This window comes from Agrobacterium larrymoorei (assembly GCF_013322225.1).
Taxonomy (GTDB): domain Bacteria; phylum Pseudomonadota; class Alphaproteobacteria; order Rhizobiales; family Rhizobiaceae; genus Agrobacterium; species Agrobacterium larrymoorei_A.
This window is the reverse complement of sequence record NZ_JAAMFB010000012.1, coordinates 44,309-59,426: the sequence shown is the minus strand read 5'-3', so window position 1 is coordinate 59,426 and position 15,118 is coordinate 44,309. Positions and strand designations below refer to the sequence as shown.

General features: G+C 56.2%; 17 protein-coding genes. 10 read left to right on the top strand and 7 right to left on the bottom strand.

Annotation, left to right across the window (positions count from 1 at the left end):
* Window positions 1-4 precede the first annotated feature (4 nt).
* The 4 genes from G6L28_RS07435 (at window position 5) to G6L28_RS07420 (ending at window position 3,479) form a co-directional block, all read left to right on the top strand.
* On the top strand, window positions 5-727 hold the full coding sequence (locus G6L28_RS07435) for an ABC transporter ATP-binding protein (protein ID WP_174063153.1): 723 nt from the start codon (window positions 5-7) through the stop codon (window positions 725-727).
* Window positions 717-1,925, top strand: coding sequence for an ABC transporter permease (locus tag G6L28_RS07430; protein WP_174063152.1), 1,209 nt, complete (start codon window positions 717-719; stop codon window positions 1,923-1,925). Before G6L28_RS07435 ends, G6L28_RS07430 begins: the two co-directional genes overlap by 11 nt.
* Window positions 1,926-1,997: 72 nt before the next feature.
* A complete protein-coding gene (gene greA / locus G6L28_RS07425) occupies window positions 1,998-2,480 on the top strand; it encodes a transcription elongation factor GreA (protein ID WP_174063151.1) in 483 nt (160 codons plus the stop codon).
* 75 nt (window positions 2,481-2,555) lie between these two features.
* Entirely contained in the window at window positions 2,556-3,479 is a 924-nt protein-coding gene (locus G6L28_RS07420; protein ID WP_174063150.1) for an MYG1 family protein, read from the top strand.
* A gap of 61 nt (window positions 3,480-3,540) precedes the next feature.
* Here G6L28_RS07420 and thrS read toward each other — a convergent pair whose 3' ends face one another.
* From thrS to G6L28_RS07405, 3 genes are all read right to left on the bottom strand, one after another.
* Window positions 3,541-5,544, bottom strand: a complete 2,004-nt coding sequence (gene thrS / locus G6L28_RS07415; RefSeq protein ID WP_174063149.1) for a threonine--tRNA ligase — start codon at window positions 5,542-5,544, stop codon at window positions 3,541-3,543.
* A gap of 122 nt (window positions 5,545-5,666) precedes the next feature.
* Window positions 5,667-6,035 (bottom strand): membrane protein insertion efficiency factor YidD, encoded by a 369-nt coding sequence (yidD, locus tag G6L28_RS07410; RefSeq protein ID WP_174063148.1) that lies wholly within the window; start codon window positions 6,033-6,035, stop codon window positions 5,667-5,669.
* A 3-nt stretch (window positions 6,036-6,038) separates the two neighbouring features.
* The gene (locus G6L28_RS07405; RefSeq protein WP_174063147.1) at window positions 6,039-6,479 is read right to left on the bottom strand and encodes an iron-sulfur cluster assembly scaffold protein; all 441 of its coding nucleotides are present in this window, start codon (window positions 6,477-6,479) and stop codon (window positions 6,039-6,041) included.
* 261 nt (window positions 6,480-6,740) lie between these two features.
* Between G6L28_RS07405 and folE the strand changes: the two genes are divergently transcribed.
* The 3 genes from folE to G6L28_RS07390 all read left to right on the top strand — a co-directional run bounded on the left by folE (window position 6,741) and on the right by G6L28_RS07390 (window position 8,917).
* Complete coding sequence (gene folE, locus G6L28_RS07400; protein WP_174063146.1) at window positions 6,741-7,370, top strand: GTP cyclohydrolase I FolE; 630 nt, start codon at window positions 6,741-6,743, stop codon at window positions 7,368-7,370.
* Between the two features lie 33 nt (window positions 7,371-7,403).
* Complete coding sequence (hisI, locus tag G6L28_RS07395; protein WP_174063145.1) at window positions 7,404-7,868, top strand: phosphoribosyl-AMP cyclohydrolase; 465 nt, start codon at window positions 7,404-7,406, stop codon at window positions 7,866-7,868.
* Window positions 7,869-7,963: 95 nt separating this feature from the next.
* Window positions 7,964-8,917 carry a patatin-like phospholipase family protein gene (locus G6L28_RS07390; RefSeq protein ID WP_174063144.1) on the top strand — a complete coding sequence of 318 codons (954 nt, stop codon included), beginning with the start codon at window positions 7,964-7,966 and terminating at the stop codon, window positions 8,915-8,917.
* Window positions 8,918-8,995: 78 nt separating this feature from the next.
* Here the strand turns inward: G6L28_RS07390 and G6L28_RS07385 are convergent, their stop codons facing one another.
* Window positions 8,996-9,430 (bottom strand): CBS domain-containing protein, encoded by a 435-nt coding sequence (locus G6L28_RS07385; protein WP_174063143.1) that lies wholly within the window; start codon window positions 9,428-9,430, stop codon window positions 8,996-8,998.
* Window positions 9,431-9,581: 151 nt separating this feature from the next.
* Window positions 9,582-10,325, bottom strand: a complete 744-nt coding sequence (locus tag G6L28_RS07380; protein ID WP_174063142.1) for a rhomboid family intramembrane serine protease — start codon at window positions 10,323-10,325, stop codon at window positions 9,582-9,584.
* 163 nt (window positions 10,326-10,488) lie between these two features.
* On the opposite strand from G6L28_RS07380, the gene G6L28_RS07375 reads away from it, so the two are divergent.
* The 3 genes from G6L28_RS07375 (at window position 10,489) to G6L28_RS07365 (ending at window position 12,892) form a co-directional block, all read left to right on the top strand.
* The gene (locus G6L28_RS07375) at window positions 10,489-11,046 is read left to right on the top strand and encodes a PAS domain-containing protein (RefSeq protein ID WP_174063141.1); all 558 of its coding nucleotides are present in this window, start codon (window positions 10,489-10,491) and stop codon (window positions 11,044-11,046) included.
* A gap of 81 nt (window positions 11,047-11,127) precedes the next feature.
* Window positions 11,128-11,742 carry a PilZ domain-containing protein gene (locus G6L28_RS07370; RefSeq protein ID WP_174063140.1) on the top strand — a complete coding sequence of 205 codons (615 nt, stop codon included), beginning with the start codon at window positions 11,128-11,130 and terminating at the stop codon, window positions 11,740-11,742.
* A gap of 541 nt (window positions 11,743-12,283) precedes the next feature.
* On the top strand, window positions 12,284-12,892 hold the full coding sequence (locus tag G6L28_RS07365) for a transglutaminase-like cysteine peptidase (protein WP_174063139.1): 609 nt from the start codon (window positions 12,284-12,286) through the stop codon (window positions 12,890-12,892).
* Between the two features lie 164 nt (window positions 12,893-13,056).
* On the opposite strand, the gene G6L28_RS07360 is transcribed toward G6L28_RS07365, so the two are convergent.
* Together G6L28_RS07360 and G6L28_RS07355 are read right to left on the bottom strand one after the other, a co-directional pair.
* On the bottom strand, window positions 13,057-13,491 hold the full coding sequence (locus G6L28_RS07360; protein ID WP_174063138.1) for a DUF1489 family protein: 435 nt from the start codon (window positions 13,489-13,491) through the stop codon (window positions 13,057-13,059).
* Between the two features lie 64 nt (window positions 13,492-13,555).
* Window positions 13,556-14,959, bottom strand: a complete 1,404-nt coding sequence (locus G6L28_RS07355; RefSeq protein WP_174063137.1) for an L-serine ammonia-lyase — start codon at window positions 14,957-14,959, stop codon at window positions 13,556-13,558.
* Between the last annotated feature and the right edge of the window lie 159 nt (window positions 14,960-15,118).

Here is a 15,118-nt window from a genome sequence, read left to right as displayed (position 1 = left end):
TGTCATGACCGCCACTCCTCTCATCGAGTTTCGCGAGGTCGTGAAACAATACGGCAAAGGCGAAGCGACGATCCGCGCGCTGGACAGCGTAAGCCTGTCGATCCATGAAGGCGAGTTCGTCGCGATCATGGGGCCATCCGGCTCCGGCAAATCCACGTCCATGAATATCATCGGTTGTCTCGATACGCCGACGGCAGGTGAGTATCTCTTTCAGGGCGTGCCGACCAGTGGCTTCGATAATGAGCACCTGACGCTTCTGCGGCGACACATGCTGGGCTTCGTCTTTCAGGGATTCAACCTGCTTTCACGCACCTCGGCCGTAGAGAATGTGGAACTGCCTCTCATCTATCGAGGTATGAAATCCGCCGAGAGACGTGCGCGCGCCATGGACGCACTGGCGCAGGTGGGGCTGACCGGACGCGAACATCACACAACACAGGCGTTGTCAGGCGGGCAGCAGCAGCGTGTCGCCATCGCTCGCGCCATCGTCACCAAACCGGCATTGCTTCTGGCGGACGAACCAACCGGTAACCTCGATACAAAGACCAGCGTCGAAATCATGGACCTCATAACCTCGCTCAACCGCGACAAGGGCATCACCGTCGTCATGGTGACGCATGAGGAAGATATCGCCGCGCACGCCAACCGCCTGCTCCGCTTTGTGGACGGGCATCTTGCCTCCGACAGTCTGGCAGAGCAAGAGAAGGAGACGTCCGGTGTTTTTTGAAACAAGCCGCCTTGCCATGCGGGCCATCAGCCGCAACATGCTTCGCTCGTTTCTCACCGTGCTAGGCGTCGTCATCGGTGTGGCTGCCGTCATTGCCATGGTGACAATCGGCAATGGCACGACAGAGCGTGTGAAGGCTGAACTTTCCAGGCTAGGCACGAACATGCTTTTCGTGCGGCCCGGCCAGTTCGGTCCCGGCCGCGCAAGCGTGGACGCCAAGCGCTTTACCGACCGGGATGTGCAGGCAATCAAGGACCAGATCAGCGGCGTCCGCGCTGTTGCCCCGTTAAACAGATCTTCCGCTGCAACCGTCATCTATGGTGGGCGAAACCACCAGACCAGTGTAGTGGGAACGTCAAACGATTATCTCATCGCACAGGACTGGACGATTGCGCTCGGCCGTGAATTCCAGCCCGCGGAAGATCGTGGCGGTCAAATTGGCTGCATCATCGGTGAAACCGTAAGGCAGGAGCTTTTCGGCGCATCAAATCCGGTGGGGCAGACAATCCGTGTCAGCAACATCTCCTGCCCGGTCATTGCGGTTCTGGTGCGCAAGGGCCAGTCCGGCATGGGTGACGATCAGGACGATACGATCATCATGCCGCTGAAAATCCACCAACGCAGAATCGGCGGCACCACCACCATCTCATCCATCATGGTCTCCGCGCAGGACGGCGTATCAACCACCAAGGTTCAATCGGACCTTGAAAACCTGCTGCGGGAACGCCGACGTATCGCGCTGGGGCGTGATGATGACTTCACCGTCAACGACATGACGCAGATTGCTTCTGCCATGACGGGGACCACGACGCTGCTCACGGGCCTGCTCGGCGCCGTCGCAGCCGTCAGCCTGCTCGTCGGCGGCATCGGCATCATGAACATCATGCTCGTTTCCGTGACTGAGCGAACCCGCGAGATCGGCATTCGTCTGGCAATCGGCGCGCTGGAAAAACAGGTGCTGACCCAGTTTCTGGTAGAAGCTGTCATGCTTTCTGCATTCGGCGGAATAGCCGGCATTCTCACGGGTCTTGGGCTCGCTTATGCGGTGGTCAGCTTCCTTGGCGTCCCTTTTGTTACCAGCCCATCCATCATCGCGATTGCATTTGGCTTCTCGGCGGCTATCGGTGTCGTCTTCGGTTACTTCCCTGCTAGACGCGCCGCAAGCCTAAGCCCGATTGAGGCGTTGCGCCACGAGTAGCCCTTGCCCGCAGCTTGCCAATAAGGTTCGCAATCTCCATATGGTGGATGAGTATTTTTATGGAGTTTCACCGTGAGCGTCGCATTTGTGAAGGAAGAGAGTGCGGAGACTGCAGCGGAAACGCAACTGCCCGATCGCCCTATTTCCGAGCACCCAAACCTCGTCACCGAACAGGGACTGAAACTCCTTGAAGAACAGCTCAAGGCGGCGCGTGCAGCGCATGAAATCGCCAATGCCGTTGATGACGTAAACGAGCGCAGAAGGCAGATCTCGCCCCATCTGCGCGATATCCGCTATCTCGCGGAGCGTCTTCGCACCGCCCAGGTCATCCCCGCACCGCAAGCGACGGACGTCGTTGCCTTTGGAAGCAAGGTCACATTCACACGTGATGATGGTCGCGTTCAGGCCTACCGCATTGTAGGAGAAGACGAAGCAGATCCGAAGACCGGTTCCATATCCTACGTCTCTCCGGTCGCCCGCGCGCTCAACGGCAAGGCCGTAGGCGATGTGGTGACAGTCAGCGGCAAGGAACTCGAAATCACGGCAATCGAATAGTCAGCCGGTTGCCGCACTGCAAAATAACGGGTAGGTCCGCAGCAAAGATCATCCTCAATAAAGGGCTTATGCTGCATGACGGTGGAATTCCTCGTCACCCATTCCGGTGGCTTTCATGCCGATGAACTGCTTTCCAGCGTCATCCTGACCAGACTTTACCCACAGGCGCGTATCGTGCGCAGCCGCGCGCCAGGGTGGATTACCCCCGCCGAAGACCGCATAATCTATGATGTTGGTGGTGCCTATGACGCCGAATGGCGGATATTCGATCACCACCAGCGCGGCGCGCCCCTGCGTGAGAATGGCCAGCCTTTCAGCTCCTTCGGCCTCGTCTGGAAGCATTTCGGTCGGGAATATCTGCTGGCTTACGGCATTCCCGCTCATCACGTCGAAGACGTTCATTCCTCTTTCGACAATAGTTTCGTGCTGCCAATCGACCTTGTCGACAACGGCGCACTAAGCCCGGCAACAGCCGGCCAGCTTGCTGGCCTCACCCTGCCCTCGCTTCTCGAGACACTTAAGCCCACCTTCGACAATCGTGAGCCGGGAGCAGACGACAAGGCTTTCGACGGAGCGCTTGCCATTGCGCGGGCCTTCGTTGAGGCATCCATCGAAAAGAAAGCTGCAAAGCTGCGTGCTGAAGGCCTTGTGATGAAAGCGATAGAACAGGCTGGAGAAAGCCGCGTGCTTGAGCTTTCCCTCGGCATGCCGTTCCGCCCTGCCATCATCAAGGCCGGTGCGGATCACCTGCTTTTCGTGGTTCATCCACGCGACAAGGACTGGTGTGTCACCGGCATCCGCTGCGCAGACGAGGGCTTTGAACTTCGCGCCGACCTGCCCGCGGCATGGGCCGGACTGACGAATGGCGATCTGGAGAAAGCAAGCGGCGTTGAGGGCGCAACTTTCTGCCACAACGGACGCTTCATCGCCGCTGCAAAGACCCGCGAGGCAGCACTTGCCATGGCGGAAATCGCGGTACGTGAAGCTGTTTCTTCATAAACGACAAAGCCGCGACAACTCACAAAAAGAAACGGCGCCCGAGGGCGCCGTTGTCATTTGATCAGGCCGCTTTGGCTGCTTTTGCAGCACGCTTGCGCTTCACATCCGGCGGCGTTGCTTCGTCCACCAGATTGGCGATTGCCTCATCAAGCGCGTAGGGCGTCTGCGCCTGCGAGCCGAGGCGGCGAATGTTGACGGTGCGCTCTTCCGCTTCCTTCTTACCGCAAACGATGATCACCGGGACCTTCGTGACCGAATGCTCACGGATCTTGTAGTTGATCTTCTCGTTGCGGAAATCGGTTTCCACGGAAAGACCGGCATCGCGCAGAGCCTCGGCAACTTCACGACCGTAATCGTCGGCATCCGAGGTGATCGTCGCAACGACAACCTGCTGAGGCGCAAACCACAGCGGCATGTGACCGGCGAAGTTTTCGATCAGAATGCCAAGGAAGCGCTCCATCGAGCCGCAGATGGCGCGGTGGATCATCACCGGCTGGCGCTTTTCGGACGCCTGATCGATGTAGAAAGCACCGAAGCGTTCCGGCAGGTTGAAGTCCACCTGCGTCGTGCCACATTGCCATTCACGGCCAATGGCATCCTTCAGCGTGTATTCGAACTTAGGGCCGTAGAATGCACCCTCGCCCGGCAGAATGTCGGTCTTGATACGACCCTCGGACTGCGCCTCAATGGATTTCAGCACGTCGGTCATAACGCTTTCGGCGCGATCCCAAACTTCATCCGAGCCAACACGCTTTTCAGGGCGTGTGGAGAGCTTTACGACGATTTCTTCGAAGCCGAAGTCCTTGTAGACCGACAGGATCAGGTCGTTGATCCGCAGGCACTCCGCCGCCATCTGATCTTCCGTGCAGAACACATGCGCGTCATCCTGCGTAAAGCCGCGTACGCGCATCAGGCCATGCAAGGCGCCAGACGCTTCGTAGCGGTGGACGTTGCCGAATTCCGCAAGGCGAACAGGTAATTCCCGATAAGACTTCAACCCATGCTTGAAGATTTGAACGTGACCGGGGCAGTTCATCGGCTTCAGCGCGAAGACTCGGTTGTCCGCTTCTTCATCCTTCGGGTGTGTGAAGGCGTAAGCCGATTTCACGGCAAACATGTTTTCCTGATACCAGCCCCAGTGACCGGAAGTTTCCCACAGCGAAGCATCCAGCACCTGCGGCGCGTTGACTTCCTGATAGGTGCCTTCGAGATTGCGGCGCATATAGGCGGTCAAAGTCTGGAACATGCGCCAGCCCTTGCCGTGCCAGAACACCACGCCCGGACCTTCTTCCTGAAAATGGAACAGGTCCATCTCACGGCCCAGCTTGCGGTGATCGCGCTTTTCGGCTTCGGCCAGAATATGGAGATACTGATCCAGCTCTTCCTGCGTGGCCCATGCCGTGCCGTAGATGCGGGTCAGCATCGGGTTGTTGCTATCGCCACGCCAATAGGCACCGGCCACCTTCATGAGCTTGAAAGCCGTGCCGATCTGTCCAGTGTTGGCCATATGCGGGCCGCGGCAAAGGTCGAACCAGTCGCCCTGATAATAAATCTTGAGGTCCTGCCCCTCGGGGATCGCATCCACGAGTTCTACCTTGTATTGCTCACCCTTGGCAGCGAACACTTCCTTCGCCTTCTCACGAGACCAGATCTCGCGAGTGAACGGCTTTGCGCGACCGATGATCTCCTTCATCTTCTTCTCGATCTTTGGCAGATCTTCGGGCGTGAAAGGCTCGTTCTTGGCGAAGTCGTAGTAGAACCCGTTTTCGATGACAGGACCGATCGTCACCTGCGTGCCGGGCCACAATTCCTGCACGGCCTCGGCCATGACGTGAGCAGCGTCGTGGCGGATCAGTTCCAGCGCTCTTCTGTCATCGCGGGTGACTATCTCGATTTTGCCATCGGTGATGGTGTCGGAAAGGTCGCGCAAATCGCCATCCAGCGCAATCGCGACGGCTTTCTTTGCAAGCGACTTGGAAATGGATTCGGCGACGTCACGCCCGGTCGTACCCGCAGGATACTGACGAACGGAGCCATCTGGGAATGTAATGGAAACTTCTGACACTGTGATTCTCCTGTCCAGTCCCGCCAACCAATGCGGGTGGTTTTCATATGTAAAGGCAAGTATGTGATTACTTACTGGAGCGGCGTTTTAACCGCGTTCACCCAAACCGTAAAGGCTCTTGCTTAATGCGAAGATGAGGCGCGGAAGTATCGCCATGGCAGATACCATTTCTGCCGCGAAGGTAGTGCATCCACCACGGGATCAAGGCCGCTGGTGCCTCCCGGTCCGCAGCGTGCGACGCGAAACAACGTCATCCACCCGCCAGCCCACAGCCCATGGCGGGCGATTGCCTCGTAGCCGTATTCCGAACAGGTTGGGATATGGCGGCAGGAATTTCCGATGAAGCCCGATAGCGTCAACTGGTAAAGCCTGATGAAACCCATGCCGAACAAACGCCCCGGCGTTTTCGCAAAAGGCCCTGCCCAGTTTCTGGAGCGACGCGTAATCGCCTCCGCAGGACCCTCTTGCTTGCAGTCAGGCTTTCCGCACATGGCTCAGGCCGAGATTGGCTGCTTCGCCTCGACCTGATCGAGACAGTCGCAGATGGCTTCGAATGTCAGCATTGTGGAGGCGTGGCGTGCCTTATAATCCTTCACGGGTTTCAGCACCCGCATGTCCTCAAATCTGCCGACCGGGCCCTCGCCGCCCGACGTCAACATATTCAGCATGTCCTGACGAGCCTTGCGAACCTCTTCGACGCTGGCGCCCGTCACATGATGCGCCATAATGGAGGACGAGGCCTGCCCAAGGGCGCAGGCGCGTACCTCGTGCGAAAAATCCGTCACCACGCCATCACGCAGCTTGATGTAAACCTTTACCTTGGAGCCGCAGAGCTTCGAGTGCTTTTGCGCGCTCGCATCCGCGTCCGGCATCGCTCCCGTCAAAGGGATGTTGCCTGCAAATTCGAGGATACGGTTATTGTAGATATCATCCATCAAGATCGTCCATTTTCGCAGGATCGATTTTTCAAAGGCTGCGCCATTTTGGCCAACACTTTTCTGCGAAGTGTCACTATTATATGTTATGAAACACAATCGTCATCAAGTGGTGCGATTTTAATCGCTTAGACACTGAAAAATTAGGGTGACACTTGCCAAACTAGCGGAAAGCGACCAGATAGCACGCACAGCACGTTGAATCGTGATGCTGTAACCCGAGTTCAGGTGTGGCCTTTAACCACACCGGGAGAGCAAGATATGGATGCAATCGTGAAAAATTTCCCCGGCGCTGGCTCACAGGACGACGCAGCCGTCGTTCGCCCGACACAAGCCGAAGCTGAAGATGCGGTACGCGTTCTGCTCCGTTGGGCAGGCGATAACCCAAATCGCGAGGGCTTGCTCGACACGCCCAAGCGCGTTGCAAAGTCCTATCGCGAACTGTTTTCCGGTTACGGCCTGGATGCAAACGATGTGCTGGGAACCACCTTTGAAGAAGTCGGCGGCTACGACGACATTATTCTGGTGCGCGATATTCCCTTCTACTCCCATTGCGAACACCACATGGTGCCGATTTCCGGCAAGGCGCATGTCGCCTATTTGCCGAACGGTCGCGTCCTCGGTCTTTCCAAGATTGCTCGCGTCGTCGAGATTTTCGGTCGCCGCCTGCAAACGCAGGAAACCATGACCGCACAGATCGCCAACGCCATCAACGACAAGCTGAGCCCGCGCGGCGTGGCTGTCATGATCGACGCTGAGCATATGTGCATGTCCATGCGCGGCGTTCAAAAGCAGGGCTCGACCACGCTGACGACCACCTTCACCGGCGTGTTCAAATCCGATCCCGCCGAACAGGCACGATTCATGTCCATGGTACGCAATCGCTTCTAAGGCAGTCCCGTATCTTTTTCACCAGAGGTTTCCATGTCCTCGACCTTCCCGCCCGCGCCTGCCGACAAGCAGGCGCTTGAAGACGCTGGTTTGTTTTCACCGAAATTCGATGCGCATGGTCTGGTGACGGCTGTCGCGACGGATGCGAAGGACGGCGAACTGCTGATGGTCGCGCACATGAACGCCGAGGCGTTGGCACTGACGCTTGAAACCGGCATTGCGCATTATTACAGCCGCTCCCGCAACAAAATCTGGAAGAAGGGCGAAACCTCCGGCAATTTGCAAACCGTTGTCGAATTTCGCACCGACTGCGATCAGGACGCCGTATGGCTCAAGGTTTCCGTTGCCGGTCACGACGCGACCTGCCACACGGGCCGCCGCTCCTGCTTCTACCGCACGGTCAGCATAGACAACGGCGCAGCATTGACGACCATCACCGATGATGTGCGCCATTTCGATCCTGCCACCACCTACGGTTCAATATCCTCTTCCGAATAAGACGATCTTTCCCCTTTCTTTGCCTTTTGCTACGAATATGTGACAGAGCCCGGAGGATTTTACGGCTCTTCGCAGTTCATACCAGGAGTGCTTGAATGCTAGGGTGGGGAATAAATCGCGACAATCCGGCTGCAGTAACAACGCTGGAAAACATCGAGCCAAATCCGCTGGGTCCAAAACCCATCCTCCCACCAAACCGCATTGCGCTTGCGCTCGGCGGCGGTGCCGCACGTGGTTGGGCGCATATCGGCGTTTTGCGTGCGCTGGATGAGGCGGGTGTAAAGATCGGCATGATTGCAGGCACGTCCATCGGTGCGTTGGTCGGCGGATGTTACCTGGCAGGCAAGCTGGATGAACTGGAGGATTTCGCCCGCTCGCTGACAATGCGCCGCATTGCAGGTCTCCTGGACCTTACCATTGGCGGCGGCGGCTTGTTCGGCGGCATGCGCCTGACAAAGCGGATGCAGGAGCATCTGGAAGGCCTGAATATCGAGGATCTCGACCACCCCTTTATTGCAGTGGCAACGGAACTGAAAACCGGCCATGAAGTCTGGGTGCATCAGGGCGATCTCATCACGGCTCTGCGTTCCTCCTACGCGTTACCGGGCATTTTCGAACCGGTTCGCTGCAACGGCAGAACGTTGATCGACGGCGCACTCGTCAACCCCGTACCTGTCTCCGTATGCAGGGCATACGAACAGGCATTGGTGGTGGCGGTGAACCTCAACTACGATATCTTCGGACGTTCCGCCGTCGTGAAACACGTTGCCGGTGCCGCCAGCAATCAAGCCGCGGCAAAGACACAGACGGACATGCAGTCCAAAATGGGCTTGCCAGGCGTCATGGTACAGGCCTTCAACATCATTCAGGATAGGATTTCCCGCTCCAGACTTGCAGGAGATCCACCGGATTTAACGCTTCATCCGCGCATCAGTCAGATCGGACTTTCAGAGTTTCACAGAGCCGCCGAAGCCATCGAACGAGGCTACGAGGAAACGAGAGCTCGAATTCCTGAACTGCAAAGAATGCAGCAGGCCTTCCAGACTTAAGGCGCTGGTGCATTCTCTTATGGAAAAGAAACAAGCCATAATGGGACGGTCCAAAATGCCGCCGTCCCTCTTTCTATGTCAGCCAGCAATATAAGCCTTGATGTGCTCTGCTTCCGCTTCGATTTCGCCGATGCGCGCTTTTACCACGTCACCGATGGAGATGATCCCTGAAAGCCTCCCGTTCGCCTCGACGGGAAGGTGACGAAATCTGCCGCCGGTCATGATTTCCATGAGATTATCCGTGGTCGATTCTTCGTTGCATCGGGTCACGTTCTTGGTCATCACGTCCGAAACCGCAGTCTGCAAGGCCGCAGCACCCTTGGCCGCCACGGCTCGCACGAGATCGCGTTCGGTAAAGATGCCCAGGATTTTGCCGGTAGGTTCAGTCACCACGACAGCACCGATGCGGTGTTCATAGAGCGTCACGGCGGCATCGGAGAGCGTCATGTCAGGGGCCACGGTAACAACCTCACGGCCCTTAAGATCGAGAATCTCTTTCACAAATATCGGCATGTGTACCTCCAATTCCATCACCGCAGGATTGCCAGAATCGCGCTCCTCCGCAACGCCAGCAAATCAATGGTCGTTATGGTGCGCTTGCCAAAAACGGAAAGCAACATCATTTCGATGGAGATAAAACTTCAATCGATTGAGGCAGTTCCGCCTATCGAGCCATCTTGCGATCGAACAGGCCGAACAGCAGAAATCCAAACAGGAATCCGAACACATGAGCGTCCCAGGCAATCTCGCCCGCCATGTCACCGACCAGCGGCACGCCGAATGCGATCAGAAGATTTCCGACCATCCACATAAGCGTGAAGAAGAGAACTGTGCGGTTCGTCAGGGCCTCTAAAATTCCCTGCCGAGGCAGCATGTGTCCGTATGCAGGATCATAACGAAGGCCACGCTGAGGAAATGCAAACCGGCAGGCGGCTCCCATCAGGGCGGACACGACGCCCGAAGCGCCGATCAGCACCGTGACGCTTGCCCAGTTGAGCGCCGTGTGACCGAAGGCGGACACAGCTGCCGAAATGCCCCAGAACAGCGCAAAACGCACCGTTCCGATACGACGCAGCACCGGCGCGCCGAAGGCCATCAACCATAATCCGTTGAAGATAATATGCTCCAGGCCACCGTGGAGAAAAGAATATGTGATGGGTGTCCAAAGCCACTCGAGCCCCTGTTCAGCAAGCGGATAGGCATAGCGCGCAGGGATGAAACCGAATGTGAAGAGAAACCAGCCATAGGCATCGTCGGAAAGCGCGTAGGCGGAGACCGCATGCACGAGGATTAGGAACGCCAGTATCGCCACAAGTGCCGAGGGCAGATTGAAGACCGGCGTTCTTTCTCTTCTCTGTTCAACCTGCTGCTCGTCCGTCTCAGGCAGGTCACCGTCGTTATGCGTCATATATTTGCTTCCACCAACAGAGTTCCTTCAGAGCAATATAGGAACGGCTTCTTAAGTTAAAGCGAAGGCGGTGGCACGAATTTCGCATCTACTCTCCTTATCCTGCAAATGAACTGCAGAGCTGTCTCAAATCGATACGGTTTGGCACGGCGGAAAGAGCATCATGAAGAACGCCGCCAGTTTTGAAATCTATGCTTATTGGAACAGGCTGCGCCACAACCGCAGCGCACCTTCTCGCGCAGAAATCGATCCTGGAAAGATAAGGAGCATCCTGCCTGATCTCTTCATACTGAAAGCGAACGATGCGGGCATCGCCTTCGGTTTGACGGGCACGCGGCTTTATAATCTTTTTCGTGCAGAGTTGCGCGGCTCCCAATTTGAGGACATCTGGAATGATCGCGTGGGAGGCTACGCAAACGACATCGCCAAAGGCGTAATGACCCACCAATTGCCCGTTATTTTCGAGATTGAGGGCGAGACCGCCGATGGGTTGGAGTTGGTGGCGCTTGAAATGGTGTTGTTACCGCTTGCCGCAGAACAGAGCGGTCAAGGCAGTCTTCTCGGCTGCATCAGTTGCGAGCCAGCGCGCAATGATTTCGCACAGCCACTTGCCGCGCTTACGATAACCCGAAGCGGACTGCTTGAACCGCCGAAAAGGCGCAGTAAGAGCTATGTACCGCAGGCCGGGGCGCAAACAATGTCAAAATGGGAAACTTTGTGAATGATTACGGTTTACGACAATACCGTCTGTTAACTCGCGCATTGTAGAGAGAAGATTATCTTTTCTTCACATAGTAAGTCCATGTTCGCATCGCGCTCAGCAAACACCGCCTACGCTACTAAAACTGCCGAAACCGCCAGTGCCGTGGAAAGCGTTTCCGTTGGCCTTTCGGGGCGCCTCATGCTGCCCAGCCAGGATGAGTTCGATTGCACTGCGAATGAAATGACGGCCGAAACGGCGCGGTTCACCTGCTTTGCGCGTCCGCTGCGCGGCGAACGAATCATCGCTTATCTTCAGCACATTGGCCGTATCGAAGGTATGGTCACGACGCTGACGCCCGATGGATTTACGATTTCGATTTCCGCGACGGAAAGAAAGCGGGAGAAGCTGGCAGCGCAGTTGGCCTGGATTGCCAAGCGTCAGGAACTCGGCCTTCCTGAAGATCGCCGCCACGACCGCCTTACTCCACGCAACCCGAAAGCAGAACTGATGCTGAATGATGGCAATATCGCTCATTGCCGTATCATCGACCTTTCACTTTCAGGCGCAGCTATCGAAATAGAAATCCGCCCTGCCCTCGGTACGAATGTTCGCCTGGGCAACATGGCAGGTCGCATCGTCCGCCACTTCATGGAGGGCGTTGCCATTGAATTCGACACGGTACAATCACGCGACGCGCTGATCGAATTTCTCTGATTGAAAAATAACCTCCACCTTTAAACCGGCAACGCCTCGCGTTAGCCGGTTTTTTCATGCTGCCTTCCCTTTTTAAGAGCGCTTGCTTACATCCGAATTGGCCAATCGAACTCCTGAGCAGACCTTTTTTACCTGTTTCATTGTGGGAAAACGAAAAAATTTCAGAAAAAAATGGCTGAAAACCGGTTGAAATCGAATTTTCTCGCACAATCATGAGGTGATTTTGGCTTATTTCAGCTCATTTCAAGCCGTTTTGAGTGTTAAAAGTATAGTCAAAGAATAGTTTAAATGCGGACCTCGATAAGAAAAACACTGAAGCCGTTTACCAACAGCATATGATAACCCTATAAAATCAATCATATAGCGCAAAATCCCACAGGGTGAGCATAATGAATTCGATCAAATTTGAATCAAATTCCTCTCAAATACAGTTCAAATAAACCGTTGTTTTTTCTAAATTTAAGCTCGAATTTGACCACCGTTATTTGCGGGCGATCAAAAACTAGCTGGCATTGTCTTTCCAACGACGGGGAGACAACAAATGAAAAAGTACAGCCGTTTCGGACTTATGATTGCAGCTTTGGTCGCAGGGGCATTTGCGACACAGGCAGAAGCATCTCCAGCCGCAGCAATGCGCATCATGGGCAAGGCAAATCCGCCGATTGGTCACTATGAATTCTGCCAGACCTATCAGAGCGAGTGCCAGCCAACGTCAGTGGACATGGGTCCGATCAAGTTGACGCAGGAAAAGTGGCAGGCGATTCTTGATGTGAATTACACCGTCAACACGACGATTACGCCGATGACCGACATGGAAATCTACGGTGTTGAAGAACGTTGGGCTTACCCAACGACAGTCGGCGACTGTGAAGACTTCGTGCTGTTGAAGCGCAAGATGCTGATGAGCCAGGGCTTCTCCGCATCCAACCTTCTGATCACCGTCGTTCTTCAGCCGAATGGCTCCGGCCATGCCGTGCTGACGGTGCGGACCGATCGCGGCGACTTCATTCTGGATAATCTTCGCAACAAGGTGATGGATTGGGCCGAGACCGAATACACTTACCTCAAGCGCCAGGACTCCAACAATCCCGGACGCTGGGTGAAAATTCAGGATGGCCGTAACGTCAACGCAGTTGCCGGTATCAATTAAGCCATGCTGCCGCGCAAAACACGCACTGTTTCTGCGTAGCGACATGTGAACAGCCAAGCCAAACTCAAGGCCGGTCTACACCCCGTTTAAGACCGTGCCGAGTGCCGGTTCCGTTGCCCCCGGAACCGGCTTTTTCATGTGTTATCGAGGCTTTGCGAGAAACGTCAAAGCAGACCGAGTTCGGCCAGCTCCCGGCGAAGGTCTGACGGCATATCATCGGAAAGATCAAACCCGTCGAGATCACGGGGAGCCTCATCGTCTTTCAGATAGCGCCATCCCTGAAACGGCCGTTTCGGTGCCGGAGAGGTCTCAATGACCTCAGGCCCCAACACCAGATCGCAACGGGTTATTCCGTCACCACCAGTAAAAGAGCGAATGTCGAGCAGTTTCTGCCGCGCCTGCACCTGGCCTTTGATAACCCAGTAGAGCGAGCCGCCATCGAGCAGCTCGTCTCCTCGTTTCGGTAACATGCGCGTGGTGTGAACGCTGTGCGGCTCCAGCCCCGCCGCAATCGCAGACAGAGACCGCTGGGAAACCCAGTCGCGCAAATCCTCGATGCAGTCTGCGCCAACGCAAAGCTTGATCAGATGTAATGCCATGGCGCTATCAATGCCGTTTTGGACAACACGTCAAGAACTTCATCTTGGCTAGCTGACCGAGACATCAACATTCCACGACATTGACTGCAAGGCCGCCGGTGGAGGTTTCCTTGTATTTCTCGCTCATGTCGTTACCGGTCTGACGCATGGTTTCGATACAGGCGTCCAGCGGCACGAAATGCTCACCATCGCCCTTCAACGCCAGCGAGGCTGCGGTCACGGCTTTCACAGCACCGAGTGCGTTACGCTCGATGCAAGGCACCTGAACGAGACCGGCGACAGGATCGCACGTCATGCCCAGATGATGTTCCAGCGCAATTTCCGCTGCGTTCTCGATCTGGGCCGGAGAACCGCCCATCACGGCTGCGAGACCTGCTGCGGCCATTGCCGCTGCGGACCCAACCTCGCCCTGACAGCCGACTTCTGCGCCGGAAATCGACGCATTGTGCTTGATGATGCCGCCAATGGCAGCTGCCGTCAGAAGGAAATCGCGGATGTCATCGACAGATGCATCTTCATGGAAGTGGCGGAAATAACGGACTGTAGCGGGGACGACCCCCGCCGCGCCATTGGTCGGCGCCGTCACAACCCGGCCACCAGCTGCGTTCTCCTCGTTCACAGCCATGGCGTAAACGCTTAGCCAGTCGTTGGCGAGAACCGGATTGAGGCGATTGCTGCGCCATTCCGCATTCAGCTTTTCATGAATTGAACGCGCACGACGGCGGACCTTGAGACCGCCGGGCATGATGCCCTCACCCTTGAGGCCGCGTTCGATACAGCCGTTCATGGCCTCCCAGATCTGGTCGAGGCGGTTGTTCAGTTCATCGCGACTGATTACGGTTTCTTCGTTGGCACGTTTCATCTGCGCAATGGTGCGGCCGGAACGTTCGGCCATATCCAGCATCTCCTTGGCCGATGCGAAGGGATAGGGTACCTTCGGCCCATTATCGACGGTCTTGCCGCGCTGACGCATGGAATCCAGTTCCGTATCGGTAACGACAAAACCGCCGCCGACGGAATAGTAGATACGCTTCAGCAGCATGCGGCCCTGATTATCATAGGCCGAGAATGTCATGCCGTTGGCGTGACCGGGCAACGGGTTCTTCTTGTCGAACACGAGGTCTTCCGCCGGGCGAAACACGTAAGACGAATGCCCCGGCGGCGTAACGAGCCCCTTGGCCTCCACTTCAGCAATGATACCATCCATCGCGTCGGGATCGACGCAGTCTGGTCGTTCACCCGTCAAGCCGAGCACCACCGCACGACCTGAACCATGGCCAATGCCGGTGAACGCAAGCGAGCCATGCAGGCTGACCTTGATCGTCGAGACGGTTGCGCCGGTAGGTCGTGGCCAGTCATCGGAAAGGATCGTTTCCAGAAAACGGTTCGCCGCCGACATCGGCCCCATCGTATGCGAACTGGATGGACCGATACCGATCTTGAAAACATCGAAAACCGAAAGAAACATGTGTGGCCTGCCCTATGTATAGACTTATCGAGTCAGTCTATCCGAACCGCGCAAAGCCAGCCATATCAAAAAGGGGCAGAAACTTCCCCGGCTGCGACATGGCGTTTCGCATCGGTAAAACGAAAGCAGCACGGCTCTTGGGAGAGACCGTGCTGTCTT

Excerpts from the sequence above, each read along its gene's own strand:
- G6L28_RS07390 (WP_174063144.1), top strand. The coding sequence starts at position 7,964 with ATGCTAGGGTGGGGAATAAATCGCGACAATCCGGCTGCAGTAACAACG.
- G6L28_RS07385 (WP_174063143.1), bottom strand. The coding sequence starts at position 9,430 with ATGCCGATATTTGTGAAAGAGATTCTCGATCTTAAGGGCCGTGAGGTT.
- hisI (WP_174063145.1), top strand. The coding sequence starts at position 7,404 with ATGTCCTCGACCTTCCCGCCCGCGCCTGCCGACAAGCAGGCGCTTGAA.
- yidD (WP_174063148.1), bottom strand. The coding sequence starts at position 6,035 with ATGTGCGGAAAGCCTGACTGCAAGCAAGAGGGTCCTGCGGAGGCGATT.
- G6L28_RS07405 (WP_174063147.1), bottom strand. The coding sequence starts at position 6,479 with ATGGATGATATCTACAATAACCGTATCCTCGAATTTGCAGGCAACATC.
- G6L28_RS07435 (WP_174063153.1), top strand. The coding sequence starts at position 5 with ATGACCGCCACTCCTCTCATCGAGTTTCGCGAGGTCGTGAAACAATAC.
- G6L28_RS07420 (WP_174063150.1), top strand. The coding sequence starts at position 2,556 with ATGACGGTGGAATTCCTCGTCACCCATTCCGGTGGCTTTCATGCCGAT.
- G6L28_RS07360 (WP_174063138.1), bottom strand. The coding sequence starts at position 13,491 with ATGGCATTACATCTGATCAAGCTTTGCGTTGGCGCAGACTGCATCGAG.
- G6L28_RS07355 (WP_174063137.1), bottom strand. The coding sequence starts at position 14,959 with ATGTTTCTTTCGGTTTTCGATGTTTTCAAGATCGGTATCGGTCCATCC.
- G6L28_RS07365 (WP_174063139.1), top strand. The coding sequence starts at position 12,284 with ATGAAAAAGTACAGCCGTTTCGGACTTATGATTGCAGCTTTGGTCGCA.
- G6L28_RS07375 (WP_174063141.1), top strand. The coding sequence starts at position 10,489 with ATGAAGAACGCCGCCAGTTTTGAAATCTATGCTTATTGGAACAGGCTG.
- G6L28_RS07370 (WP_174063140.1), top strand. The coding sequence starts at position 11,128 with ATGTTCGCATCGCGCTCAGCAAACACCGCCTACGCTACTAAAACTGCC.
- folE (WP_174063146.1), top strand. The coding sequence starts at position 6,741 with ATGGATGCAATCGTGAAAAATTTCCCCGGCGCTGGCTCACAGGACGAC.
- G6L28_RS07380 (WP_174063142.1), bottom strand. The coding sequence starts at position 10,325 with ATGACGCATAACGACGGTGACCTGCCTGAGACGGACGAGCAGCAGGTT.